Raw genomic sequence first — 24,388 nt, 5'->3', positions numbered from 1 at the left:
TTAATAACCTGGGTTTTGTTGAACATTAGGATTTGCATTAATTTCATCCAATGGAATAGGTAATGTAAATCTATAATCACTAGCAGGTAATGTAAGAGGCATAGTCTTATTGTCATCATCATAAACATCTCTGTCTACTCCAACGCCAGCAGCTACCCCCATTCTTTTTAAGTCTAAATAACGGTGACCTTCAAAACATAGCTCTCTTCTTCTTTCTAAAAGAATATCTGCATATGCTTGCTGAGGAGATGTATAAGTAATAGTAGCAGCTAATGACTGTTTCGATCTTGTTCCTCTGATTGCTCTAACACGAGTTGCAGCAGTTACTAAGTCACCTTCATGTACAGCAACTTCAGCTAAAATCAGATACATTTCTGATAATCTGAACATTTTGATATCATTTCTTAAAGCCATTGTAGAACTTGCAAGAGGAGCGAGCTTACCAGGATATTTATCTATAACGATAACATCGTCTTCTCTAGCATTTGGTCCGTTAGGATAAAGCTGATCAAACTTGCTTGACGGATCAACAAATACATCAAATCTAATATCTCCACCTGGTAACTGATTAAGGAGTGAGAATAATTTTCTACTCATATCAAAATTTACGGATCCGTTAATATCAGTTGTGTTTGTAGTCCATAGTCCAGCAATATTTGACCAAGAACCAGTAGAACTGTTAGGTCTATATAATGACCATAAGATCTCACCTCGACCACCATTCGCAGCGGTAGCATCTTTCCACATATTAGTATATGCAGTACCATTACCACTTGATAGGGTTAAACCACTGGTAGTGATAGCAGCTGTAGCATTAGCTTTAGCATTAACATCATCACCTTTGTAGTTATAATATCTTGCAGCAATAGCATTAATTGATGCTTTTTTATCGAAATAGTGTTGTGCAGAAACTCCTGTAGAAACTACGCTTCCGTTGAAGTTCGTAAGTGCATATTGCAAATCAGATTCAATCAAAGCAAAAACTTCAGAGTTTTTGACTCTAGGTAATTTTGTATTAAAAATATCTGCAGGTTCTGTACTAAGCATTACCCCTAAAGCATTAGGATCCTTCATATTGGTAGAGAAATATGACTCCAAAGTAAGATAAGCATAAGCTCTTAAAGCTCTTGCATTTACTAATATACCTGTATATAAAGCTTTATTAGCATCATTTAACGAGTTATAATTAATCAATGTACTTCCCTTCAAAAGAATATTTACTTTATTGATAATGTTATAATTACTTACCCAGATACCTGACGGCTGGCTTGTTGTAGAATTAAGTACAAATCTGTGTGTTAAGATATCTGATGTACTTACACTGCTAGGCCCAAATCCAACCTCATCAGTGAAAAGAGAAGTAAAAAAGATCTCATTAGTTGGGTTTACAGCTGGATAAACACTTCCATTAAGAAACTTCTGCATATCTTCTACTGATTGAAAAGCAACATTTGCATCATTAATTTCTCCATCTTGGACAATTTCTAGTGCATCGTTACATGACGTCAGCACTAAGAAAAACGATAATATATAAAATACTTTTTTCATTTTAATAATTTTTTAGAAATCAATTTTCACCCCTACTGTATACATTCTTGGGTTAGGGTATACACTTAAATTAGATCCTGTAATTGGCTCAGGGTCGAAACCTCTCCATTTTGTCCATGTATAAAGGTTTTCTCCTTGTACATAAATTCTAAGTCCTGTAATTGGCAGATTCTGCAACTGATCTTTTCTAAGCTGATATCCTATTGTAAAAGATCTAATCTTTAGGAATGAAGCATCCTTAATAAAGTAGTCTGAATCTGCTGTATATCCCCAGTTTGTAGCTCTTAGGCTTGGAGTATCAGAATTTGAATTCTGAGGAGTCCATGCATTTAATAAGTCTGTTGACATGTTTGAAGACCCAACAGCACTAGAACCTAATCCTTCAGGGTTAGCTAACCAATAAAGAGCATTATCAAATTTCTTAACTCCTTTTTGGAAAGTGAATAATCCATCAACGAAGAATCCTTTATAATTTGTTTCGAAACCAAAACTTCCTGCATACTTAGGAATTGGACTCACGTCAAGGAATTGTGCATCTTCCACTTTTGGAGCCTCTGTTACTCCACCGTCTTTAGAATAGAATAACAGGTTACCATTGCTCTTATTAACTCCAGCATATTTATATACATACCATTCACTTAGAGTATGACCAGCCATATTAATGGTATTACCTGGTTCAGGATCTCCGAAAATCGTATAGTCATTAATTTTATTGTTGTTATAAGAACCATTAGCAAATACACTTAAAGTAAGATCACTAGTTTTTATAACATTATAACGCAATCCAAGTTCAATACCCTTATTAGTCATTGATCCATTGTTACCAGATACGCTATAAGAACCTGATACACCAGAAACAGGGATTGTACTGAATAGATTTGTTGTTTTCTTCTGGTACACATCAAGAGTACCTTCCAGTTTATTATTAAGTAAAGTGAAATCTAATCCAATGTTCGCCTGAGCAACATCTTCCCATTGTACTAAAGGGTTTCCATAAGCAAAACCTAATCCAAGAGCGTTACCATATCCTGTAGGAGAAGTATATAAGTCTCTTACAATCTGGCTAGCTGTTAATAAAGGGTTTGAACCCGGAGTAGCTGCAAGAATATTCTGGTTACCGTTTGTTCCATAAGAAGCTCTCAGCTTAAGACTATTGAATGTAGATCCTTCCATGAAGCTCTCTTTGTCAATATTCCATCTACCTGCTACAGACCAATATGTTGCCCATCTATTTTCTCCAACAAATCGGTAAGATGCATCTCTTCTTAATGTACCACTGAAACCAAATCTTCCAGCATAGTCATAGTTAACAGTTCCGAAAACAGCTACTGTTCCTGCTGTAACTCTTGAAGCACTTACAGAAGGGATATAAGGAGATGTTGCAGTGTTATCAAATGGTACGTATCCTGTACCCGAACCTGGCACATAAGTTCTTGGATCCAATCCGTTTTGTCTTCTTGTTGTAGATCTATAATTTACTTTATTATATTCCATGTTCACGGAAGCATCCACAGAGTGTTCACCCAATTTCCCACTATACAATGCAGATATTACATTGTTAATAGTTAAGTCTCTTGTTGTTGTTTGATCCTCATTACCCGTATATTTAGCTGTTCCTTGTGTTGCTAAAGCCAGGTATGCCCAAGGAGCTCTACCAGAGATTCTATCACCTTGCCTGTAATCAATACCTAGTTTATTACTAATAGTAAAGTTCTTAGTAATATTATAAGAAGCACCCAAGTTTGCACCGATTGATATCTGATCTACCATGTTTGGAAGGTTTCCTCTTGTTAGTAGATTTTGCAGTACATAGATGTTGTTACCATTATTGAAATTAGTACCAATACTATTAAACAACTCTTGCCCGTTAGCATATTTAGTTGGAGATAAATATGGCAACCCTTGAAGAACCCCTAAAAGTGGGTTTTGTACAGAGTTATTTCTGATACCAGTATTTGTTTCTTCTAATAATTCGTTTCTTCTTGAGAAAGCAAGAGCAATTTGTGAGTTAACGTTTAACTTATTATCTTTTGATTTAGCCTGAATGTTTGACCTAACAGTAAACCTCTTGAAATCAGTAGTCGGCACCGCTCCTCCTTGCTCCATATAACCAAATGAGTTATAAGAAGATACGTTTGCCCCCCCTGTAGAAAGTGCAACATCATGGGACTGGAACATCTCTGGCTTAAAGAAATAGTCTTTCCAATTTGTATTAATTCCTTTAGCTAAAGCATCCTTAGCCTTTAGGTATTCCGAGTTAGTATCCGATAATCCGTATAATTTCATAATCCCCATATACTGTTCAGTATTGGCAAGATTATATTTATCAAGTGGTCTTAGTGACATACCTGTCATTCCTGTATAGGAAAGCTTAAAACCACTGTTATATTTACCTCTTTTTGTTCTGATAACCACAACCCCGTTAGCACCACGGTTACCGTATACGGCAGTTGCTGCAGCATCCTTCAAAATAGTAGTTGACTCGATGTCATTAGGATTCAAGTTTCTATATTCTGAAGCATTTGATGGAATATCATCAATAACGATTAAGGCATCTGTATTACCATTAATAGAACTCGTACCACGAATCAATAAGCTAAACTTAGCAGAACCCGGGCTACCAGAACCACCGTTCATGATCACCCCTGGTGCTGATCCTTGTAAAGAAGTTAGCATGTTGACATTTGGCCTGTTCTCGAAGAATACCTCCCCAACAGTATTAGAAGCTACAGTTGATTTAGGCTTTGTGATACTTTTTGAGTAACCTAGCAAAACTACTTCATCAATTGATGTTTCTTTTTTTACCGTGTCCTTTTTCTTAGTTGTTGTCTGCTGCTGCGCAATTACCATTCCTCCAAAGAAAAATAGCGCCCCAGCACTCAATACACGTAATTTAACATTCATATTAACAAATTTTAATATATTTAATGGGCAAATATGTTAATAAATATTAACATCTACAAATTAAACCAATGTTTAAACTACGCTTTTTTTTGATATTTAATTTAAATTTTGCATAAATTAAATAAGATTCCTTAATGACAGATAGTTTTTATTATGTAAATAATATTTTTTTTACACTTTCAATTCGCTTTAACAAATTATTAATAATTAAAAAAATATTATTTAGAATTATTATAAATTGCACAAGTGTAGAAAATAAAAAAACCACTTTATAAAAAAGTGGTTTTCACATATTTAGGATATATTTATTTCAATTTCTTCTTCACAGCAACTTCTTCATAAACTTCAAGAATATCTCCGGTTTCGATATCGTTATAACCTTTCAGGTTCAGACCACATTCGTAGCCTTTTGTGACTTCTTTAACATCATCCTTGAAACGCTTCAAGCTTTCAAGTTCTCCGTCAAACTTCACAATACCGTCTCTTAACAAACGTACTTTAGACTGTCTTGTTACTTTTCCGGTAAGAACCATACAACCTGCAATTGTTCCGACTTTAGAAATCTTGAATACCTCACGGATTTCAACATTACCAATCACCTGCTCCTGAATTTCCGGAGAAAGCATGCCTTCCATTGCTTCTTTTACCTCATCAATTGCTTTATAGATGACAGAATATGTTCTGATTTCAATTTCCTCACGGTCTGCAAGTTCTTTTGCATTAGCACCTGCTCTCACATTGAATCCAATGATAATTGCATCTGATGCTGCGGCTAAGTTGATATCAGATTCAGTGATCTGTCCAACACCTGAGTGAAGAATTTTAACACTGATTTCTTCTGTTGATAATCGTTGTAACTGATCAGAAAGAGCTTCTACAGAACCATCCACGTCCCCTTTCAGGATAATGTTTAATTCTTTAAATTCCCCTAAAGCAATACGTCTACCCAGTTCTTCAAGCGTCGTATGTTTCTTAGTTCTGATTGACAATTCTCTCTGTAATTGTTCTCTTTTGTTTGCAATAGCCTTACCTTCACTTTCATCGGCATAAACACGGAATTTATCTCCTGCGGTAGGAGCTCCGTCTAATCCTAAGATCGTTGCAGGAATTGATGGACCTGCTTCGTTAAGATTTTTACCTCTTTCATCAAGCAAAGCTTTTACTTTACCATGATTTTTACCTGCTACCACATAATCTCCGACTTTTAAAGTTCCGGATTGTACCAGCATTGTTGCCACATACCCTCTACCTTTATCTAAAGATGCTTCAATAACAACTCCGTTTGCCGAACGTTCAGGGTTTGCTTTTAATTCAAGCATTTCTGCCTGTAATAAAACCTTCTCCAATAATACATCTACATTATTACCGAATTTAGCTGAAATCTCCTGTGCCTGAACATTTCCACCCCATTCTTCTACTAAAACCGGGGGGTTCAAGCCTGAAAGCTGTTGACGGATGTTATCAGGATTTGCATTAGGCTTATCAACCTTATTGATTGCAATAATCATTGGAACCTGAGCAGCCTGAGCGTGAGCAATAGCTTCTTTCGTCTGCGGCATCACATCATCATCGGCAGCAATTACAATAATTGCAATATCCGTGATCTGTGCACCTCTTGCTCTCATCGCTGTAAAGGCTTCGTGACCAGGTGTATCTAAGAATGTAATTCTCTGACCATTTTCCAGTTTCACGTTATAAGCACCGATGTGCTGGGTAATTCCTCCTGATTCACCAGCAATTACGTTCGTTTTTCTGATGTAATCCAATAATGAAGTCTTACCGTGGTCAACGTGTCCCATTACCGTAACTACAGGCGCTCTTTGCAATAAGCTCTCCTCAGTATCAACTTCTTCTTCAGAATCTGTATCTTCAAGATCTGCATCCGAGAATTCAATTTTATAACCAAATTCATCTGCTACTAATAATAAAGTATCCGCTTCAAGTCTTTGGTTCATGGTAACCATTACCCCAAGTGAGAAACAAGCTGAGATTACTTCAGTTGGAGAAACATTCATCAAACTTGCCAATTCACCTACTGTGATGAATTCTGTTACTTTAAGAGTTCTGTCTTGTGCTTCAAGCTCCTGCTGGCGCTCATCCTGCTCTCTACGGAAAGTTCGTTTGTCTTTTCTGTGTTTTGCAGATTTAGATTTACCTCCTTTATTAGTAAGTTTTTCTAATGTTTCTTTAATTTGGTTTTTAACTTGTTCGTCAGTTAATTCAACCGGCATAACTCTTTGCCCGGGTCTGTTATTCTGACCGCCTTTTTTGAAGCCACCACCCTGACCGCCTGGACGGTTTTGGTTGTTGTTTCCAAAACGGTTTCCACCTTGACCACCCTGGCCCGGAGGTCTGTTTCCCTGACCACCTTGCCCCTGGCGGTTACCACCTTGTCCACCGTTATTATTCTGACGGTTTCCTTGGCCCTGGCCTCCCTGGTTATTGTTATTATTTCCTGAGTTTTGATTATTCCCCTGACCTTGTTGGTTATTCTGGCCACCAGGTTTTTCAATTCTCTTTCTTTTCTTTTTTGCTCCGGCACCTGGTTTTGGTGCAAACTGAGTCAAGTCAATCTTTTCACCAACGATCTTGGGACCGTCAAGCTTCTGATAAACAGTCTCAATTTTCTGTGGTTCCTGAGATTCAGGCTCAGCCTCTACTTTTGGAGTTTCCACTTTTTTCTCTTCTGCAACAACTGGTTTTGGAGTTTCTTTTACCGGTTCCACAGGTTTAACTTCTTCTTTTTTCTCCTCCATTTTTGGCTTGTCTTTTTTCACAGGTCTGTTTCTAGATTCTATTTGAGACAAATCAATTTTATCCAAAACTTTAAATTCCTGCTTTTCAGGCGCTGCTTTAACTTCCGGTTGTTGTTCTTCTTTCACGATTTCTTCTTTCTTTTCTTCAACCGGTGTCGCAACAGGAGCCACAGGAGCTGCAGGAGCTTCTTCAACTTCAGGCTTCTTAGGTTCTAAGTCTATTTTACCTAAAATTCTCGTTTCTGGTTTATTTGCTTTAGCTCTTATCACTTCAGGGGTTTTCTTTTCTTCAATTTCCAGCTTTTCTTCCGGAACTTTAGTGATCACCACCTCATGGGAAGCTTTTCTTTGTTCGCCGTCTTTAGCAAACTCAGCCTCCAATGCAGAATATGCCGCTTCTTCCAATTGAGCGTTAGGATTGCTTTCAACCTCGAAACCCCTTGATTGTAAAAATTCTACTAATCTGGACATCGAAATGTTGAATTCCTTAACCGCTTTATTTAATCTAATTTTTGGCATTTATATTATTTACTGTTTTTTAATTTTTAAAATTAAAGTATTTCCTTTTTACTGTTTATTAAAATTTATTTAAATCTTAATCTTCAAATTCTTCTCTCAGAATACGTTTAACCTCTTCGATTGTTTCTTCTTCAAGGTCTACCATATTTAAAAGACTTTCAGTTTCTTTATCCAATACTGATTTTGCAGTTGTAAGTCCTACTTTCTTAAACTCATCCAAAATCCACTGCTCGATATCATCGTTAAATTCTCTCAATTCAACATCATCATCCTCGCTGGACTCTCTGTATACATCAATTTCATATCCTGACAACCAAGAAGCCAGTCTGATATTCTGTCCTTGTTTTCCAATTACTTTAGAAATCTCTTCAACAGGAGTATATACTAATGCATAGTTTTGATCCTCATTGATGTCAATTTTATTGACAGTAACATTTCCTAAAGCTCTCTTCACCAAAATTTCAGGGTTTTTAGACCACTGAATAACATCGATGTTCTCATTTCTCAACTCTCTTACAACGCCATGAATTCTTGATCCCTTAACACCTACACAGGCACCTACCGGATCAATTCTGTCATCATAAGCATCTACTGCAATCTTCGCCTTTTCACCAGGAATTCTCACTACTTTTTTCAGCATAATTGTTCCGTCCTGGATCTCAGGAATTTCCAGCTCTAATAATTTCTCAAGGAATTTAGGTGCAGTTCTGGAAATAATAATCTGCGGTTTAGAACCTTTAAAGTCTACTGTTTCAACAATAGCTCTGATATTCTCACCCTTTTTAAAGAAATCGGATGGGATCTGGTTTTCTTTTGGTAAAATAAATTCATTTCCTTCATCATCCAACAAAATCACGTGCTTATGACGGATGTGGTGGATTTCCCCTACAACTATTTCTCCAATTTTATCTCTAAACTGCTCGTACAGCATTGCATTATTGTGTTCCTGAAGTTTTGTAGCCAGAATCTGCTTAAGGGTAAGAATATTTCGTCTTCCCAATTGTGCAACAGGAATTTCCATTGTAAAGTCCTCACCTACTTCGAAGGTAGGGTCAATCTTCTTTGCTTCAGAAATTTCAATTTCCAAATCATCATCTTCAGACATTTCGTCCTCTACAATTGTTTTATTTAAAAATATCTGAAAATCTCCTTTATCCGGGTTTACAATCACATCAAAATGATCATCTGAGTCAAATCTTTTTCTCAAAAGAGTTTTCAGTGAATCTTCAATAATTGCCATAAGATCAATCTTACTGATCCCCTTTTCGTCTTTAAAATCACCAAAGGATTCAATCAACGCTATATTATCCATCTATTCTTTTTTCTTTTTAAAATTTAATTACTACTAATGCTTTTTTGATCTCAGAGTAAGAAATCTCTTTCTCCTCCTCTACATCTACTTTTCCTTTCCCGATATCTTTCGGTTTGCGGTAACGCAAAGTAAGTGTGATCTTCTCTTCATCTACTTTCGATAATTCTCCTTCAATTTTAGAAGAATCCTCCAGCATTACCTCAATTTCTCTTCCAATATTTTTACCGAACTGTCGTGGTGTGGATAATGGCTCGCTTAGTCCGGCAGACATCACCTGAAGGCTGAAGTCATGCTCTTCACGATCCATATTAAATTCAATGGCACGGCTTGCATCAAGACAATCCTGCAAAGAAACTCCGTTATCACCATCTAAAATCACTGTAATATCATCCCCTGCAGAAATTTTAAGATCAATAAGAAACAGATCTTTTCTGGTCTCAAGGAATTCATTTAATAATTCTTCAATTCTTTTTCTAAACTCCATAAATATTTATCTTGATTTACAGTACGAAAAAAGGCTTTCTTCCGAAGCCTTCCCATTTTTTCCGTAAATCCATTGCAAATATAAGCTTTTTTTCTAAAAATACAAAATTATCTTAAGTATCAAGCAAATAGCGCCAGATTCATTTACAATAAATTAAAAGAGTATGTCACAGGATTTTTATTACTTTTGTCTTAGAATTTTAAAACAAACATTTTGAATATAACGATTGTAGGAACAGGTTATGTAGGATTAGTTACAGGAACTACCCTTGCAGAGCTTGGCAATTCAGTATACTGTGTTGATATTGATGAAAAAAAAGTAGAAGGTATGAAAAACGGCATTGTTCCCATCTATGAGCCGAACCTTGAAGAAATGTTTTTGAGAAACATCCAATCTGAAAGATTATTTTTCACTACCAACCTTAAAGAAGCTTTAGACAAAAGCGAAGTGATATATCTGGCACTGCCTACGCCACCTGGTGAAGATGGTTCTGCTGATTTATCTTATGTACTTCAGGTAGCTCATAATATTGGCGAGCTGATGACTGAGTACAAAGTTATTGTGAATAAAAGCACCGTTCCTGTAGGCACTGCGGACAGGGTAAGAGAAACAATCTCTGCCCAAACAGCTATTGCTTTTGATGTGGTTTCAAATCCGGAATTTTTAAGAGAAGGGTTTGCGGTTGAAGACTCTATGAATCCCTCAAGAGTAGTCGTAGGGGCCAGCTCTGAAAGGGCAAAAGACATCATGTCTAAAATCTACCAGCCTTTTACCAATATTGGGATCCCTATCATTTTTATGGATGAGAAGTCTTCAGAACTTACCAAATATGCAGCAAATTCATTTTTAGCGGTAAAAATCACTTTTATGAATGAAATTGCCAACTATTGTGAAAAAGTGGGCGCAGATGTAGATAAGGTAAGACTTGGAATGGGTAGTGATGACAGAATAGGACACAGATTCCTATTTCCGGGAATCGGATATGGCGGAAGCTGTTTTCCTAAAGATGTAAAAGCACTTATAAACTCCGGGAAACAGGAAGATTTTAATTTCCAGATCCTTGAAGCTACCGAAAAGGTAAATACAACTCAAAAAGTAATTTTAGTATCTGAAATTGAAAAATATTTCGGAGGAAGCATTGCAGGGAAGAAAATTGCCATGTGGGGACTTGCCTTTAAAGCCAATACAGATGACATCAGAGAAGCTTCATCCTTGGACAACATCGCTCTTCTGCTGGAAAAAGGCGCAGAAATTGTAGCATATGATGCTGTCGCAGAAAAAAATGTGCAAAAACTTCTGGGCAATAGAATACAATATGCCAAAGGAATGTATGACGCACTGGAAGATGCAGACGCATTATTCATTGCCACAGAATGGCCGGAATTCAAAAATCCGAATTTTGAACTTATGGCTAAAAAAATGAAAAATAAAGTCATTTTTGACGGTAGAAATATGTACCCGTTGGAAATCCCTGAGCAAAACGGATTTTATTATAAAAGCATAGGAAGAAAGACCATCTCAAAATAAATAAATGAAAAACATCATCATTACAGGAGGCGCCGGATTTATTGGCTCCCACGTTGTAAGAGAATTTGTAAAAAACAATCCGGATACTACCATCATCAATCTTGATGCCCTTACGTACGCCGGAAATCTGGAAAACCTAAAGGACATTGAAAATGAACCTAATTATGTTTTCGAAAAAGCAGACATCACAAAACCTGAAGAACTTAGAAAGGTTTTTGAAAAATACAATCCGGATGCCGTTGTACATTTAGCCGCAGAAAGCCATGTAGACAGAAGTATTACCGATCCTATGGCATTTATTAACACCAATGTAAACGGAACAGCTAATCTTCTGAATCTTTGTAAAGAGTTCTGGACATTAAATCCTGATCATACCCACGGCAGATTCCCTGATGAAAAAAGAACAAACCTCTTTTATCACATTTCAACGGATGAAGTATATGGAAGTTTAGGAGAAACAGGATTCTTTTTAGAAACAACGCCATACGACCCCCAATCTCCTTATTCTGCTTCAAAAGCAGCTTCTGACCATTTGGTTAGAGCCTATGGAAATACATATGGAATGCCTTTCATCGTATCCAACTGTTCCAATAACTACGGACCGAATCATTTCCCTGAAAAATTGATTCCTCTTTGTATTTCAAATATTATCAATGAAAGACCTCTTCCTATTTATGGTGATGGGAAATATACCAGAGACTGGTTATTTGTCATTGATCACGCCAAAGCAATTCATCAGATCTTTAAGGAAGCAAAAACCGGTGAGACTTATAATATCGGAGGATTCAATGAATGGCAGAATATTGACCTTGTAAAAGAACTGATCAAACAAATGGATGCTAAACTGGAAAGACCGGAAGGCTATTCTGAAAAACTGATCACTTTTGTAAAAGACAGGCCAGGCCATGATAAACGTTACGCTATTGACGCAACGAAGCTAAATAAAGATTTAGGCTGGAAACCATCAGTAACCTTTGAAGAAGGGCTGGGGAAAACCATCGACTGGTATCTTGAAAATAAGGAATGGCTGGAAAATGTAACTTCAGGAAACTATCAGGATTACTACAGCAAACAATACAGCTAAAGGTCCTGCTATGGAAGGAATATACAACAGACTAAATAAATATATTTTTCTCTAGTATAACAATCCGGAAATAGCGAAATAAAATCAACTTATAACACAAAAGAAATCCGCGTAATACGCACAACAAATGAAAGGAATAATATTAGCCGGAGGATCCGGAACAAGACTTTACCCTCTAACGATCGCAGTAAGCAAGCAGCTGATGCCTGTTTATGATAAACCGATGATCTACTACCCGCTTTCTACACTACTATTGGCAGGAATCAAGGATATTCTGATCATAACAACTCCACACGACCAGGAAGGTTTCATCAAACTTTTAGGTGACGGTTCCCAGATCGGCTGTAATATAGAATATGTTGTACAGCCAAGCCCTGATGGTTTAGCACAAGCTTTCATCCTGGGCGACCAGTTTATTGGTAACGATCCCGCAGCACTGGTACTGGGAGATAATATTTTCTACGGTTCCGAAATGGGAACTTTACTGAAAAATAAAACCAATCCGGACGGAGGCGTTGTTTTTGCCTATCACGTTGCCGACCCTGAGAGATATGGTGTTGTGGAATTTGACAAAAACCTGAAAGCTGTTTCTATTGAAGAAAAACCGCTGGACCCCAAGTCAAACTATGCTGTACCCGGTCTTTATTTTTATGATAATAATGTGGTGGAGATTGCTAAAAATATCAAGCCTTCTGCAAGGGGAGAACTCGAAATCACTGATATCAATAATGTTTACTTAAACAATGGAAAGCTCGAAGTAGCTGTTCTCAACAGAGGTACCGCATGGCTGGATACAGGAACTTTTGATTCCCTTCACGACGCTTCAGAATTTGTGAGCGTTATTGAAAAAAGACAGGGATTTAAAATAGGCTGTATCGAAGAAATTGCATTCAGAAATAAATTCATTAATGAGGAGAAACTTCTTGAAACAGCTGCCAAATACGGTAAAAGCGGATACGGTCAATATCTTAAACAACTTATCGGAAAATAATAAATACGATTTATAAAAATCACAGACTATTGGTTTTATAGCCAATAGTTTTTGTTCATACCGACAAATATCAATATATTAGTTGTTGATTTTTAGTTTTATTGCTAATGAAAATTCATAAACTAAGAGATATGGTAAGAATTAATTATTATAAATTTGCAAAAACTTACACAGATGAATGAACCACAACAGAAGTGGACTGAAATAATTGAAGCTGATCATTCCCTATTTGACATACAGCTTAAGGAAGTATGGCGATATAAAGATCTGATTTATATGTTTGTAAAGAGAGATTTTATCTCAAGTTTTAAACAAACTATACTAGGTCCCATTTGGTTTTTTATCAATCCTATTTTAACAACAATAGTCTATATGGTTGTTTTTGGCGCTATTGCCAGACTGCCTACCGATGGTGCGCCGCCGATTCTGTTTTATCTGGCCGGTGTTACCCTTTGGAACTATTTTTCAGCATCTCTGCTGGCTACTTCAAGTACATTTTTAGGAAACTCGGCTATCTTCGGAAAAGTGTATTTCCCCAGACTGGTCACCCCTATTTCTATAGTAATATCCAATCTGATGCGCTTTTCCGTACAGTTTGTATTATTCATCCTGGTATGGGCATATTATTTGAGTCAGGGTAAAGTACAGCCTAATATTTGGGTTCTGGCAACTCCTTTTCTGATTGTATTGATGGCATTTTTTGCTTTGGGAGTAGGAATGATATTTTCAGCACTTACCACCAAATATAAAGACCTCAGTATGCTTCTGGGATTCGGAATCAGTTTATATATGTATGCTACACCTGTAATCTACCCGGTATCTTCACTTCCGGCAGGTTTCAAAAATCTGGCCTACTATAATCCCCTGACAGGAATTTTCGAATGTTTTAAATACGCATGGCTGGGTGTAGGTGATTTTTCACCATTGATGCTTGGAATCAGTACAATTCTTATTCTTATTCTTTTGATGATAGGAATACTGATATTCAATAAAGTTGAAAAAACTTTCATGGATACCGTATAATTATAGGTAATTATCGTTTATTAACTTAAAATCAAATCTAAACATGCTGGCTTTAAAAGCAGAAAATATATCAAAACAATACCGTCTCGGACAAGTGGGAACGGGAACTTTATCACATGACCTGAACAGGTTCTGGCATAAAGTGCGAGGCAAGGAAGATCCTTATCTTAAAATCGGGGAAGCCAACGACAGAACAACGAAAGGCGATTCTGAATATGTATGGTCTTTACGGGACATCAATTTTGAAATTGAGCAGGGAGATGCTGTAGGAATTATAGGAAGAAATGGTGCCGGTAAATCAACGCTGCTAAAACTTTTAAGTAAAGTAACCAAGCCTACTACCGGGAAAATTTACACTCAGGGAAGAATTGCTTCTTTACTGGAAGTGGGAACAGGATTCCATCCGGAAATGACCGGACGTGAAAATGTTTACCTTAACGGAGCTATTCTCGGCATGACCAGAAGAGAAATTACCCGGAAATTTGATGAGATCGTAGATTTTTCAGGAGTAGAAAGATATATCGACACTCCTGTAAAAAGATATTCTTCCGGTATGTACGTACGTCTGGCATTTGCAGTAGCTGCACACCTTGAATCTGAAATTCTGATTGTAGATGAAGTGCTTGCTGTAGGGGATGCAGAATTCCAGAAAAAATGTCTCGGAAAAATGGGCGATGTTACAAAAGGGGAAGGAAGAACCATTCTTTTTGTAAGCCATAATATGACTGCAATTAAAGAACTTTGCAATACTGGAATATTACTTAACCAGGGACAGCTGGTATATAATGGAAACATTCTTGATACTATTGTAGAATACCAAAAAAACTCTGAAACCCAAAATAAATATATCCACGAAGGTCCTGTAGAGACCGCATTAGGGAATGAAAACATAAGAATTCTTGAATTTTCAGCACAGCCGTTACAAGGCGAATTGATAGACATAGAATCCGGAATTCTGATCAAATTAAGATTTTTTAATTTTAAAGCTGGTATAAATTTGGATGCTACATTTGAGTTAAGAACCTACGAAGAAGTTCCGGTTTTTCATACTGCAGCTTTAATCTCCACTGATAATAACTCAGAAAGAAGAGAATACAATGTTGAATTTATATTACCAAAAAATCTTCTTAATGCAGGCAATTACTATTTTAAACTAATTTTTGGAGAAGATCAGAGAATTCCTCTATTTATAGCTCATAATACTATTGGCTTTGAAGTTGAAAATGTGAAATTTGGTAAAAACATGAGTCTTCTCCCGGGAGTTATAAGACCTGAACTAGATTTTAAAATTAATAACCAATGATTAATCCTGACTATTTTAATTTAGATAAAATTGGCAATTCATCTCTCGGTTTTATTACAGTTGCTGAGAGCCTAAAAAATGTACCATTCGAAATCAAGCGCGTATACTGGACTTATTATACTCCTCAGGATGTAATGCGAGGAGGTCATGCTCATAAAAAACTCCAGCAGATTATATTTGCTGTTTCCGGAACAATAGAATTTACTACGATCGATCTGCAAGGAAATAAAAAAACCTTTATACTAGATTCACCTTCACAAGGATTATTTTTACCCAAATTGATCTGGAGAGATATTAAATTCAGCCATAATGCTGTTTTGTTATGCCTGGCCTCAGAACATTATGAAGAGGATGATTATTTCAGGGATTTTGAAGAATTTAAAAATTTTCAGCAATGATACATCCACTCGCTGACGTACAGTCTTCAAATATAGGGACAGGCACTTTAATATGGCAGTTCTGTGTTATTTTAAAAGGCGCAAAAATTGGAGAAAACTGCAATATCAATTGCCAGGTATTCATAGAAAATGATGTTTACATAGGCAACAATGTTACTATTAAACCAGGTGTTCAAATTTGGGATGGTGTTACTCTTGAAGATGATGTTTTCGTTGGCCCAAACGTAACCTTCACTAATGATATTTTCCCTAAATCTAAAAATAAAGATTTCACTCTCAGAAAGACACTTATAAAAAAAGGGGCTTCTATTGGGGCAAATGCCACTATTCTCGCAGGAATTACTATCGGTAAAAATGCTCTTGTAGGAGCAGGAAGTGTGGTAACAAAAAATATATCTGAAAATGAAATATGGGTGGGTAACCCCGCAAAATTTTTAAAGAAAAAACAATAATGATAAAATTCCTTGATTTACAAAAAATCAATTTACAGCATCAAGATGAAATAGAAGCTCAGCTTCTAGAAGTTTTTCGTTCAGGATGGTATTTACTGGGGGAAAAGACTCAGACTTTTGAAAACAATCTTGCTTCTTATATAGGAGTTTCACACGCTATAGGCGTTGCTAATGGTCTGGATGCGTTACGCCTGATATTACGAGCCTATATAGAACTGGGAGTAATGAATGCTGGAGATGAAATTATTGTCCCGTCTAATACTTATATTGCTTCCATCCTTGCTATTTCAGATAATGGGCTTGTTCCCATTTTGGTTGAGCCGGAAATAAACACCTATAATATTGACATTTCAAAAATTGAGGAAAAGATTACGGTAAAAACAAAAGCAGTCCTTGTTGTTCACCTTCAGGGAAGAATTGTTTTTTCTGACGAATTAAAGCAGATTGCAGAGAAAAACCATTTAAAAATAATTGAAGACAATGCGCAGGCAATAGGAGCAGAATGGAATGGCATAAAATCAGGAAGTCTCGGTGATGCGGCAGGATTCAGCTTTTATCCCGGTAAAAATTTAGGAGCTTTAGGGGATGCAGGTGCAGTTACTACCAATGATGAAACTTTGGCAAAAACCATCAGAGCCTTGGCCAATTATGGTTCCAATCAAAAATATATCAATATTTATAAAGGTTTAAACTCCAGGCTTGATGAGATTCAGGCATCCGTGCTGGATATTAAGCTTAAATATATTGATAATGAAAATAAGATAAGGAGAGAAATTGCAAAACGGTTTATTAATGAAATAAAGAATCCTACAATCATTCTTCCTGAATATCCTGAAAATGAAGATGAGCACGTATGGCATGTCTTTGTGATTCGGTCTGAAAGAAGAGATAAACTTCAGGCTTATCTTACAGAAAACGGCATTCAGACCCTCATCCACTATCCTATTCCACCGCATCAGCAAAAAGCTTACAAAGAGTGGAGCCTTTTATCTTTTCCTATCAGCGAAAAAATCCATAAAGAGGTTTTGAGCCTTCCTATAAGTCCTGTAATGAATGAAGAAGAGATAAACATGATTATTAATTGTTTAAATCAGTTTTAAGATCAATATATCTAAGTTCCAACACTACTTTAATGCAGACAGATACACTTTCTAACAGAGAAAAATTACTATATTCAAATAGACAGTATTTTGAATCATGTATTCAGATTGCACAAAAATTATTTGAAGAAAAGCTATATGAAGACTGCATAAATTATATTGAAAAGATAGCTTCTTTTGGCTGGTTTAATTTTTCGGGATACTATAAAAGCAAACCCCTGGAAATACTTTTATACAATATCCAACAAAAGATTTTATCACCTTCTTTACAACACAGGCAGCAAAGCAAATCCAATAAAATTCTGCATATCTGCTCTGAGGTTTATACTTCAGGAGGTCACTCAAAACTGCTTTACAATTGGATAAAGAATGATCCTGCTAAAAAGCATACCATCCTAAGCACCCGGCTTTCTCTAGAAGAGCTACTGGAGGTTAGTAATTTTTATCTGCAAAACAAAAATGATGTAAAGCATATCAGCGTACTATCGTCATCAAAAATAGAATCGGTAAAACTCTTAAATCAGCAGGCTTTAAATGAATATGATGCTATATTACTTCATATCCATCCCGATGAAGCCGTCGCCCATATTGTTTTATCCCAAAAAGACATTACAACGCCTGTTTGTTTGATCAATCATGCTGACCACGTTTTTTGGCTGGGAACATCAATTGCTGATATGGTTCTTCAAATCAGGGAATCCAGTATATCTTTTGATGTGGAAAGAAGAGGAATTCCGCTGGAAAGACAGTTTTTCCTGCCTATTCCTGTAGAAAACTCATGTGACGTACATGAAAAAAAGGATACAGAAACAAAAAACATTAAACTTTTAAGTACAGGAACTTCCTATAAATACAATCCAAATGAACAGTATAATTTCCTTAGGGAGGCCTATCGGATTGTAGAGGAAAATCCGGAGGTAATTTTTAATATCGTTGGGATAAGCCCGGATTCAGTCTATGCAAAGGAGTACCAGCATGACAGAATTGTTTTGCATGGTATTGTTTCTACATCTGAGCTGAGTGATATTGAAAGCATCACCGATATTTATGTAGAAGGCTTTCCATTGCCATCATTTACAGCCCTTTTGCAGCCCGCTTTATGTAAAATTCCTTTTGTACTTCACTATAATCCGTTACCTTTATTTAAACTTTTTAGCGAAAATAAAGATCACGGAACTCTCTATCCAAAAAATGCAGAAGAATGGCACAACAATATCAAGCGCATGATCCGTGATAAAAAATACAGGGAAGAAACAGCGCAAAAACAATATGAATATGTCTTAAGTAACTTCAGCATTGAGGTCTGGAAATCCAGTATAGAAAAACTTTATAACATAATCAGCCAAAAGAATCATTCATTCTGGAAGTCTTCCCCTGATAAGTTTTATGATAGCGAAAATGAAAAAATTCTTGTAACTATCGATAAGAAAAGATTCATGCATTACAGCTTCACAGAAAAACTATCTTTACGCGGAAAGTATATGGTATATCAGATGTCAAAAATCAGAAATGCTAATATAATATACATCAGGAAAAGAGAATTAATAAAGTATTTTACCCAGAGACAATGAATTCCACCACAAATATTAACCGCAGTAATAATTTTGATTTTCTTCGTCTGCTTTTCGCCAGTTTGGTAATAGTATCACATTCTTATCCCCTTACAGGTAAGCCCGAAATAATTGGCATATTAACAAAGGAACAGCTTAGTCTGGGTTCATTATCTGTAGACTGTTTTTTTATCTTGAGCGGTTATCTTATCATGACAAGTCTTGAGCGGAGTAAAAGTCCACAGGAGTATATGTGGAAACGTATGTTAAGACTTTATCCTGCTTATATCCTGCTTTTATTACTTACAATGCTTTTCTTGCCTATTCTATACCAGGGTGACAATATTTTTCAGGAAAAAACATATTGGAGCTATTTCCCTAATGCACTCTCTTTATATAAAATTCAATATGAAGTAAAAGGTGTTTTTGAAAATAATCCATATCCAAAAGCAATTAACGGAAGTCTCTGGTCTTTATCCTATGAGTTTACCATGTATATTGCTTTATTATTTTTATTCCCGGTTCGTAAACATAAGTACCTCATCATTATAGTTGGTGCTATTTTTCTCATATCATATTATTTAACCATTACTGAAAGTCATTTTTTAGAAAATACAATGCAAAAACTATTTTTGCAGCCTAATGAGTTTTATAAGCTTTGCACATATTTCATGGCAGGAAGTTTATTAAAGCTCATTAATTTTGAAAAAATCAATTTATTTTGGGTACGATGTTTGCTTTTTTTAACATTGATAGCATCTTTATATTTTGTATTTTACAAGTATGTAAGCCCTGTTATTTTACCGTTATTAATCTTATTTATCGGCGTTAACAAAAACCGATATATCAGCAGTATAGGCTCAAAAATAGGAGACATTTCCTATGGAGTTTACATTTATGCATTTTTAATACAGCAGATACTAATGTATTATTGGGGACTGGGAACTATCAAGCTTATGATAGCAAGCATTATTATCTCCTATATTTTTGCATATGCTTCGTGGCATCTTATCGAAAAGAAAATGTTAACGTATAAAAATTGGGTAAAATGACATCCCAGAATTATAAAAATAAGCTTGCTATAGTTATTCCTTATTATAAGATCGATTTTTTTGAGGAAACTATAAGATCTGTTGCATCACAAAGCAACAAGAACTTCACTTTATATATAGGAAATGATGCGAGTCCTACCGATCCTTTACCCATCATTCAGAAATATTTTGGCCCAGATGAATATGCATATTTTAATTATAAGCAAAATGTTGGAGGCAAAAACTTAGCCCTTCAATGGGAACGAGTATTGGAAAATGTTCAAGAAGAATGGTTTCAGATATTAGGCGATGACGATATGATTTCTGAAAATTTGGTAGAAGTATTTTATCAAAACTTACCTTTGGCAGAAACAAAGGAAATTTCAGTCATAAAATTTGCACACCAGTGGATTGATGAAGAAAATAACGTAATAGAAAATTTCGATTATAATTTTTCAGAATTAAAACCTTCAGAATTCTTTATCAAAAAATATAATCATGAAATACAAAGCAGTCTTTCTGAAAATATTTTTAAACTGGATATCTACAAAGAAATTAAATTTGAAAAAATAACACTAGCTTGGGGAAGTGATGATTTAGCAATACTTTTGTTTGCTGACAAAAATAATATTCTTTATAACAAAAATACCAAAGTTAAAGTACGAATTTCGGGATCCAGCATTTCCGGATCAGATCATTTAGATGATCAAAAGCAAAAGGCCGGTTTTGAATTAAAAGAAACTCTGGTAACTAAATATTCTTCATTATTCAGTTATGAATTTATCTCCGGAGTAGTAGAAGAATATTTAAATTCCAGTCACTACAGAAGATATAATGCTCATTATTCCGTTATTTTCTTTTATCTTAAACATTTTAGAATTAAAGCTTTTTTAAAAGCCCTCAAAAAAATATATTACATCAAAAAAAATGTCATCTAAAGTTTCCATCATAGTGCCGTGCTATAATCAAGAAAATTATCTTGATGAATGTTTACAGTCCTTACTGAATCAGTCTTTCACAGATTGGGAATGCATTATAGTGAATGACGGATCCACAGATCATACCGCAGATATAGCAGAAAAATGGGTAAAAAAGGACCGTCGGTTTATTTATATTGATAAAGAGAACGGAGGTATTTCTTCTGCCAGAAACGCAGGTCTTGAAAAAGCCAGCGGAGATTATATCCAGTTTTTAGATTCAGATGATACTCTGGATTCTGAAAAATTTTCCAAAAGCCTTTCAGAAAGTACAGAATATGAATTGATAGTAAGCCAATTTACAATTTACAGAAATGGCCAGCATTTACCCGGCTATAATAAAATTAAGAAAGACTATCTAACATTTGACAGTATCGTTTTTGGATGGAATTTAAAATTTACCATACCTATACATTGTGCTCTTATTTCCAAAAGACTTCTGGAAGGATTTCGTTTTGATCTTACTTTACAGCATAACGAAGATTGGCTGATGTGGATATATATTATGAAAGATCATCCTAAGGCTATGCTTGTTGATGAACCTCTTGCTCATTACCGGAAGGAAAATAATACACAAAGCTTATCTTCTGATTATAATAATATTCTTTTGAGAAGAGTTCAGATCCTCCCTGTATTAAAAAAATTATATGGTGAAGAGCTTCACGATAAACTGTCATATCATATGATCAATGTCTATACAACCCAACTGATACAATTAAAATCTGAATTCAATAAAATAACAGGGGGCAAAGTGATCTCCTGCTACCTGGCGTTCAAAAAGTATTATTATAAACTTTTTCAGAAAAAAAATTGAAACACTAAACACAATGACCTCATCTGTAGCCCTCTGCACTTATAACGGTGAACATTATATTGCCGAACAGCTGGAAAGTATTCTCCGACAGAAAAAAGCGGTGTCTGAGATTATAATATGTGATGATGGTTCCACAGACGGCACTTTAAATATTCTTTCCGGATATGCGGCACAATTCCCAGATATCATAAAAATATACGAAAACCCTGAAAACCTGGGATATATCGCCAATTTTGAAAAAGCAATGAGCCTATGTTCCGGAGATCTTGTATTTCTCTGTGATCAGGATGACAGATGGCTTACAAACAAAGCAGAAGTTATAACCAATATTTTTGAAAAAAATCCAGCAGTAAATATTGTAGCTCATAATATTGATTTATTCGGAGAAACAATCAGCAACACTAAGAAAATCACCTATTGGGATATAGAATCTGTGAATCCTGATCAATTTACAGATACCCGTAATATTATAAAACGGATTTTATTTCAGGGAAACATATTCCCCGGTATGAGTATGGCTGTACGAAATACATTCCTTAAAAAGCATCTCCCTTTAAAGAAAATCAACCCTGTGATTATCCATGATTATGAATTGCTATTACTTGCCGCTGACAAAGATACAGTATGGGTAGAAAAAAGCATTCTGGGTGAGTACAGAATACATCCTCAACAGAACATCGGATATAAAGCATTCTCTCAATTCAGTCTTTCCGAAAAAGAGACTATATCCAGGGAATCCCTTTTCACCACTTTCAAAAGGTTTCCTTTTGTTAAAAAAACAATCACTGCCCTCCAGCTTAATCCCGAGCTGGAAAACGGATACAAAACCTATTGCATGCAGCGGTATGAAGAATACCTAAAAAATCTGCCGTTTTTGGAACGCTGGATAACTTCAATTAAAATGAAATACTATTTTCATATATTTGATTATCTGAAATAACCAACACATCACACAATATGAAATATTGTTCCCTACCCACTTACACATCTAATGAAAATAACTAGCGCATGATTATTGGCAATGGTATTATAGCAAAAGCTGTAAAATCTTATGATAGAGAGAATATACTCTTTTTTGCATCTGGAGTTTCCAATTCATTGGAAACCCGCCCATCGGAATTTGAAAGGGAATTTTCTCTTTTAAAGAGGATACATAGTGAGAATAAGGAGAAAAAACTTATTTATTTTTCTACCTTAAGCATTCTTGATCAATCCAAACAGAAAAGTCCTTATGTTATTCATAAAAAAGAAATTGAAAATTATATAAAAACCTACTCAGAAAATTACCTGATCTTAAGAATAGGAAATATTGTAGGAAAGGGAGGAAATCCCAATACACTTTTTAATTTTCTGAAAACCCAGATTACTTCCAGCCGTGCATTTGCCCTTCACACCAAAGCCAGAAGACTTCTTTTGGACATTGATGATATTTGCTGCTTCATGGAAGCCAATTGTCTTGAAGGCTCTAATAAGATCATTAACCTGGCCTTTCCATACTACTATGATTTAAAGGAAATTGTTCATGCTATTGAAAAAAGAACAAATCAAAAGGCCTGTTACTCTGAAGTAAATGAAGGTGATTTTTATAAGGTGGATTTCGGTGAAGAAATCGGTAACTTTTTTTCTGGCATCAATCCTGAAAATTACCTGGAAACTTTAACCCAAAAGTATATTTGATATGACCGTCATACATATTATTATTGTTACCTACAATGCTATGAAATGGGTTGACAGATGTTTTACCAGCTTAAGAAACTCGTCGGTTCCTGTAAAATGTATAGTCATAGATAATGGCTCCACAGACGGTACCCAGGAATACATACAAAATAATTTCCCGGAAGTGCACTTCACTCAGTTACCGAAAAACTTAGGTTTCGGAAAAGCAAATAATATAGGAATCGAAAAGGCCTATCAGGATGGAGCTCAATTCTTTTATCTGATGAATCAGGATGCATGGATATATCCGGACAGTTTTGCTAAAATGCTGGAGGTTTACCAGAATCATCCGTACCAAGATGAAATCGGGATTATAAGCCCAATGCATATTGACGGTTCAGAAAAGCACCTCGACATTTTCCTCGACCAGTATATTGCTAAGGGTTATGAAAAAACCAGAATGATCTCTGACCTTTATTTTCAATCACTCAAACCCTACTACGAAATTGATTTTGTAAATGCGGCCCATTGGCTGCTCCCGAAAAAAACCATTGAAACCATTGGAGGATTCAACCCTTATTTCTTCCATTATGGAGAAGATAATGAATATGTCAACCGTATCCATTTTCACCATAAAAAAATACTGCTTGTTCCCGGCAGTAAGGTAGTACATGATGGTGTTCAGTCACTCTACAAAATAGATTACACAAAATACGAAAATGTCAGGATTGAGATCAATATTCTGAATCCAGCTTTACCGAACGCTCTTCAACAGGAGAAAAAAGCCTTGAAACAAAGCATGTTCAAAAATATAGTGACCGGTAATATAAACAAGTATAAGCAACTGACTGCGAAGTATAAAAAAATCTCCTCCGACGGAGAGATACTAAGCAATTTGCGAAATCAACTGATTAAGACAGGCCCTACTTTTCTTAATCTGTCGTAAATTAGCTGTACAA

At 35.7% G+C, this 24,388-nt stretch carries 20 protein-coding genes; 15 read left to right on the top strand and 5 right to left on the bottom strand.

The annotated features are described in order from the left end of the window. The 5 genes from ACP3T3_RS16450 to rimP all read right to left on the bottom strand — a co-directional run bounded on the left by ACP3T3_RS16450 (position 1) and on the right by rimP (position 9,523). Positions 1-1,548, bottom strand: coding sequence for a RagB/SusD family nutrient uptake outer membrane protein (locus ACP3T3_RS16450; RefSeq protein WP_426476896.1), 1,548 nt, complete (start codon positions 1,546-1,548; stop codon positions 1-3). 12 nt (positions 1,549-1,560) lie between these two features. Then, on the bottom strand, positions 1,561-4,431 hold the full coding sequence (locus tag ACP3T3_RS16445) for a SusC/RagA family TonB-linked outer membrane protein (RefSeq protein ID WP_426476895.1): 2,871 nt from the start codon (positions 4,429-4,431) through the stop codon (positions 1,561-1,563). Positions 4,432-4,757: 326 nt separating this feature from the next. Then, positions 4,758-7,727: a translation initiation factor IF-2 gene (gene infB / locus ACP3T3_RS16440; protein WP_426476894.1), complete on the bottom strand. Its 2,970-nt coding sequence runs from the start codon at positions 7,725-7,727 to the stop codon at positions 4,758-4,760. Positions 7,728-7,803: 76 nt separating this feature from the next. Beyond that, entirely contained in the window at positions 7,804-9,039 is a 1,236-nt protein-coding gene (nusA, locus tag ACP3T3_RS16435; protein ID WP_047097519.1) for a transcription termination factor NusA, read from the bottom strand. A gap of 16 nt (positions 9,040-9,055) precedes the next feature. Beyond that, positions 9,056-9,523 carry a ribosome assembly cofactor RimP gene (gene rimP / locus ACP3T3_RS16430; protein ID WP_426476893.1) on the bottom strand — a complete coding sequence of 156 codons (468 nt, stop codon included), beginning with the start codon at positions 9,521-9,523 and terminating at the stop codon, positions 9,056-9,058. Between the two features lie 213 nt (positions 9,524-9,736). On the opposite strand from rimP, the gene ACP3T3_RS16425 reads away from it, so the two are divergent. The 15 genes from ACP3T3_RS16425 to ACP3T3_RS16355 all read left to right on the top strand — a co-directional run bounded on the left by ACP3T3_RS16425 (position 9,737) and on the right by ACP3T3_RS16355 (position 24,375). Continuing rightward, the gene (locus ACP3T3_RS16425) at positions 9,737-11,050 is read left to right on the top strand and encodes a UDP-glucose dehydrogenase family protein (protein WP_426476892.1); all 1,314 of its coding nucleotides are present in this window, start codon (positions 9,737-9,739) and stop codon (positions 11,048-11,050) included. Between the two features lie 4 nt (positions 11,051-11,054). After that, positions 11,055-12,134: a dTDP-glucose 4,6-dehydratase gene (rfbB, locus tag ACP3T3_RS16420; protein WP_426476891.1), complete on the top strand. Its 1,080-nt coding sequence runs from the start codon at positions 11,055-11,057 to the stop codon at positions 12,132-12,134. Positions 12,135-12,261: 127 nt separating this feature from the next. After that, positions 12,262-13,125: a glucose-1-phosphate thymidylyltransferase RfbA gene (gene rfbA, locus ACP3T3_RS16415; protein WP_426476890.1), complete on the top strand. Its 864-nt coding sequence runs from the start codon at positions 12,262-12,264 to the stop codon at positions 13,123-13,125. 174 nt (positions 13,126-13,299) lie between these two features. Next, positions 13,300-14,148: an ABC transporter permease gene (locus ACP3T3_RS16410; RefSeq protein WP_426476889.1), complete on the top strand. Its 849-nt coding sequence runs from the start codon at positions 13,300-13,302 to the stop codon at positions 14,146-14,148. Positions 14,149-14,191: 43 nt separating this feature from the next. Further along, positions 14,192-15,451 carry an ABC transporter ATP-binding protein gene (locus ACP3T3_RS16405; protein WP_426476888.1) on the top strand — a complete coding sequence of 420 codons (1,260 nt, stop codon included), beginning with the start codon at positions 14,192-14,194 and terminating at the stop codon, positions 15,449-15,451. Next, positions 15,448-15,849 carry a sugar 3,4-ketoisomerase gene (locus ACP3T3_RS16400; RefSeq protein ID WP_426476887.1) on the top strand — a complete coding sequence of 134 codons (402 nt, stop codon included), beginning with the start codon at positions 15,448-15,450 and terminating at the stop codon, positions 15,847-15,849. The genes ACP3T3_RS16405 and ACP3T3_RS16400 overlap by 4 nt, the downstream gene beginning before the upstream one ends. Continuing rightward, a complete protein-coding gene (locus ACP3T3_RS16395) occupies positions 15,846-16,301 on the top strand; it encodes an acyltransferase (RefSeq protein WP_426476886.1) in 456 nt (151 codons plus the stop codon). The genes ACP3T3_RS16400 and ACP3T3_RS16395 overlap by 4 nt, the downstream gene beginning before the upstream one ends. Then, positions 16,301-17,401: a DegT/DnrJ/EryC1/StrS family aminotransferase gene (locus ACP3T3_RS16390; protein ID WP_426476885.1), complete on the top strand. Its 1,101-nt coding sequence runs from the start codon at positions 16,301-16,303 to the stop codon at positions 17,399-17,401. The genes ACP3T3_RS16395 and ACP3T3_RS16390 overlap by 1 nt, the downstream gene beginning before the upstream one ends. Positions 17,402-17,433: 32 nt before the next feature. Further along, positions 17,434-18,972: a hypothetical protein gene (locus ACP3T3_RS16385; RefSeq protein WP_426476884.1), complete on the top strand. Its 1,539-nt coding sequence runs from the start codon at positions 17,434-17,436 to the stop codon at positions 18,970-18,972. Next, on the top strand, positions 18,969-20,003 hold the full coding sequence (locus ACP3T3_RS16380) for an acyltransferase family protein (RefSeq protein ID WP_426476883.1): 1,035 nt from the start codon (positions 18,969-18,971) through the stop codon (positions 20,001-20,003). Before ACP3T3_RS16385 ends, ACP3T3_RS16380 begins: the two co-directional genes overlap by 4 nt. Beyond that, complete coding sequence (locus ACP3T3_RS16375; protein WP_426476882.1) at positions 20,000-20,920, top strand: glycosyltransferase family A protein; 921 nt, start codon at positions 20,000-20,002, stop codon at positions 20,918-20,920. The genes ACP3T3_RS16380 and ACP3T3_RS16375 overlap by 4 nt, the downstream gene beginning before the upstream one ends. After that, positions 20,910-21,773: a glycosyltransferase family 2 protein gene (locus tag ACP3T3_RS16370; protein WP_426476881.1), complete on the top strand. Its 864-nt coding sequence runs from the start codon at positions 20,910-20,912 to the stop codon at positions 21,771-21,773. The genes ACP3T3_RS16375 and ACP3T3_RS16370 overlap by 11 nt, the downstream gene beginning before the upstream one ends. 13 nt (positions 21,774-21,786) lie before the next feature. After that, entirely contained in the window at positions 21,787-22,713 is a 927-nt protein-coding gene (locus ACP3T3_RS16365) for a glycosyltransferase (protein ID WP_426476880.1), read from the top strand. 68 nt (positions 22,714-22,781) lie between these two features. Beyond that, complete coding sequence (locus tag ACP3T3_RS16360; protein ID WP_426476879.1) at positions 22,782-23,450, top strand: hypothetical protein; 669 nt, start codon at positions 22,782-22,784, stop codon at positions 23,448-23,450. Position 23,451: 1 nt separating this feature from the next. Next, positions 23,452-24,375, top strand: coding sequence for a glycosyltransferase family 2 protein (locus tag ACP3T3_RS16355; RefSeq protein ID WP_426476878.1), 924 nt, complete (start codon positions 23,452-23,454; stop codon positions 24,373-24,375). Positions 24,376-24,388 lie beyond the last annotated feature (13 nt).

The organism is Chryseobacterium sp. CBSDS_008, assembly GCF_049959325.1.
In the GTDB taxonomy this organism is placed as follows: Bacteria; Bacteroidota; Bacteroidia; order Flavobacteriales; family Weeksellaceae; genus Chryseobacterium.
Note: the sequence above shows the minus strand (reverse complement) of the source record. Positions and strands in the feature narration are given on the sequence as shown.

What these genes read in the sequence shown, in the direction of transcription:
- ACP3T3_RS16450 (WP_426476896.1), bottom strand. Translation starts at nt 1,548, where the DNA reads ATGAAAAAAGTATTTTATATATTATCGTTTTTCTTAGTGCTGACGTCA.
- infB (WP_426476894.1), bottom strand. Translation starts at nt 7,727, where the DNA reads ATGCCAAAAATTAGATTAAATAAAGCGGTTAAGGAATTCAACATTTCG.
- nusA (WP_047097519.1), bottom strand. Translation starts at nt 9,039, where the DNA reads ATGGATAATATAGCGTTGATTGAATCCTTTGGTGATTTTAAAGACGAA.
- rimP (WP_426476893.1), bottom strand. Translation starts at nt 9,523, where the DNA reads ATGGAGTTTAGAAAAAGAATTGAAGAATTATTAAATGAATTCCTTGAG.
- rfbB (WP_426476891.1), top strand. Translation starts at nt 11,055, where the DNA reads ATGAAAAACATCATCATTACAGGAGGCGCCGGATTTATTGGCTCCCAC.
- rfbA (WP_426476890.1), top strand. Translation starts at nt 12,262, where the DNA reads ATGAAAGGAATAATATTAGCCGGAGGATCCGGAACAAGACTTTACCCT.
- ACP3T3_RS16410 (WP_426476889.1), top strand. Translation starts at nt 13,300, where the DNA reads ATGAATGAACCACAACAGAAGTGGACTGAAATAATTGAAGCTGATCAT.
- ACP3T3_RS16405 (WP_426476888.1), top strand. Translation starts at nt 14,192, where the DNA reads ATGCTGGCTTTAAAAGCAGAAAATATATCAAAACAATACCGTCTCGGA.
- ACP3T3_RS16400 (WP_426476887.1), top strand. Translation starts at nt 15,448, where the DNA reads ATGATTAATCCTGACTATTTTAATTTAGATAAAATTGGCAATTCATCT.
- ACP3T3_RS16395 (WP_426476886.1), top strand. Translation starts at nt 15,846, where the DNA reads ATGATACATCCACTCGCTGACGTACAGTCTTCAAATATAGGGACAGGC.
- ACP3T3_RS16390 (WP_426476885.1), top strand. Translation starts at nt 16,301, where the DNA reads ATGATAAAATTCCTTGATTTACAAAAAATCAATTTACAGCATCAAGAT.
- ACP3T3_RS16385 (WP_426476884.1), top strand. Translation starts at nt 17,434, where the DNA reads ATGCAGACAGATACACTTTCTAACAGAGAAAAATTACTATATTCAAAT.
- ACP3T3_RS16380 (WP_426476883.1), top strand. Translation starts at nt 18,969, where the DNA reads ATGAATTCCACCACAAATATTAACCGCAGTAATAATTTTGATTTTCTT.
- ACP3T3_RS16375 (WP_426476882.1), top strand. Translation starts at nt 20,000, where the DNA reads ATGACATCCCAGAATTATAAAAATAAGCTTGCTATAGTTATTCCTTAT.
- ACP3T3_RS16370 (WP_426476881.1), top strand. Translation starts at nt 20,910, where the DNA reads ATGTCATCTAAAGTTTCCATCATAGTGCCGTGCTATAATCAAGAAAAT.
- ACP3T3_RS16365 (WP_426476880.1), top strand. Translation starts at nt 21,787, where the DNA reads ATGACCTCATCTGTAGCCCTCTGCACTTATAACGGTGAACATTATATT.
- ACP3T3_RS16360 (WP_426476879.1), top strand. Translation starts at nt 22,782, where the DNA reads ATGATTATTGGCAATGGTATTATAGCAAAAGCTGTAAAATCTTATGAT.
- ACP3T3_RS16355 (WP_426476878.1), top strand. Translation starts at nt 23,452, where the DNA reads ATGACCGTCATACATATTATTATTGTTACCTACAATGCTATGAAATGG.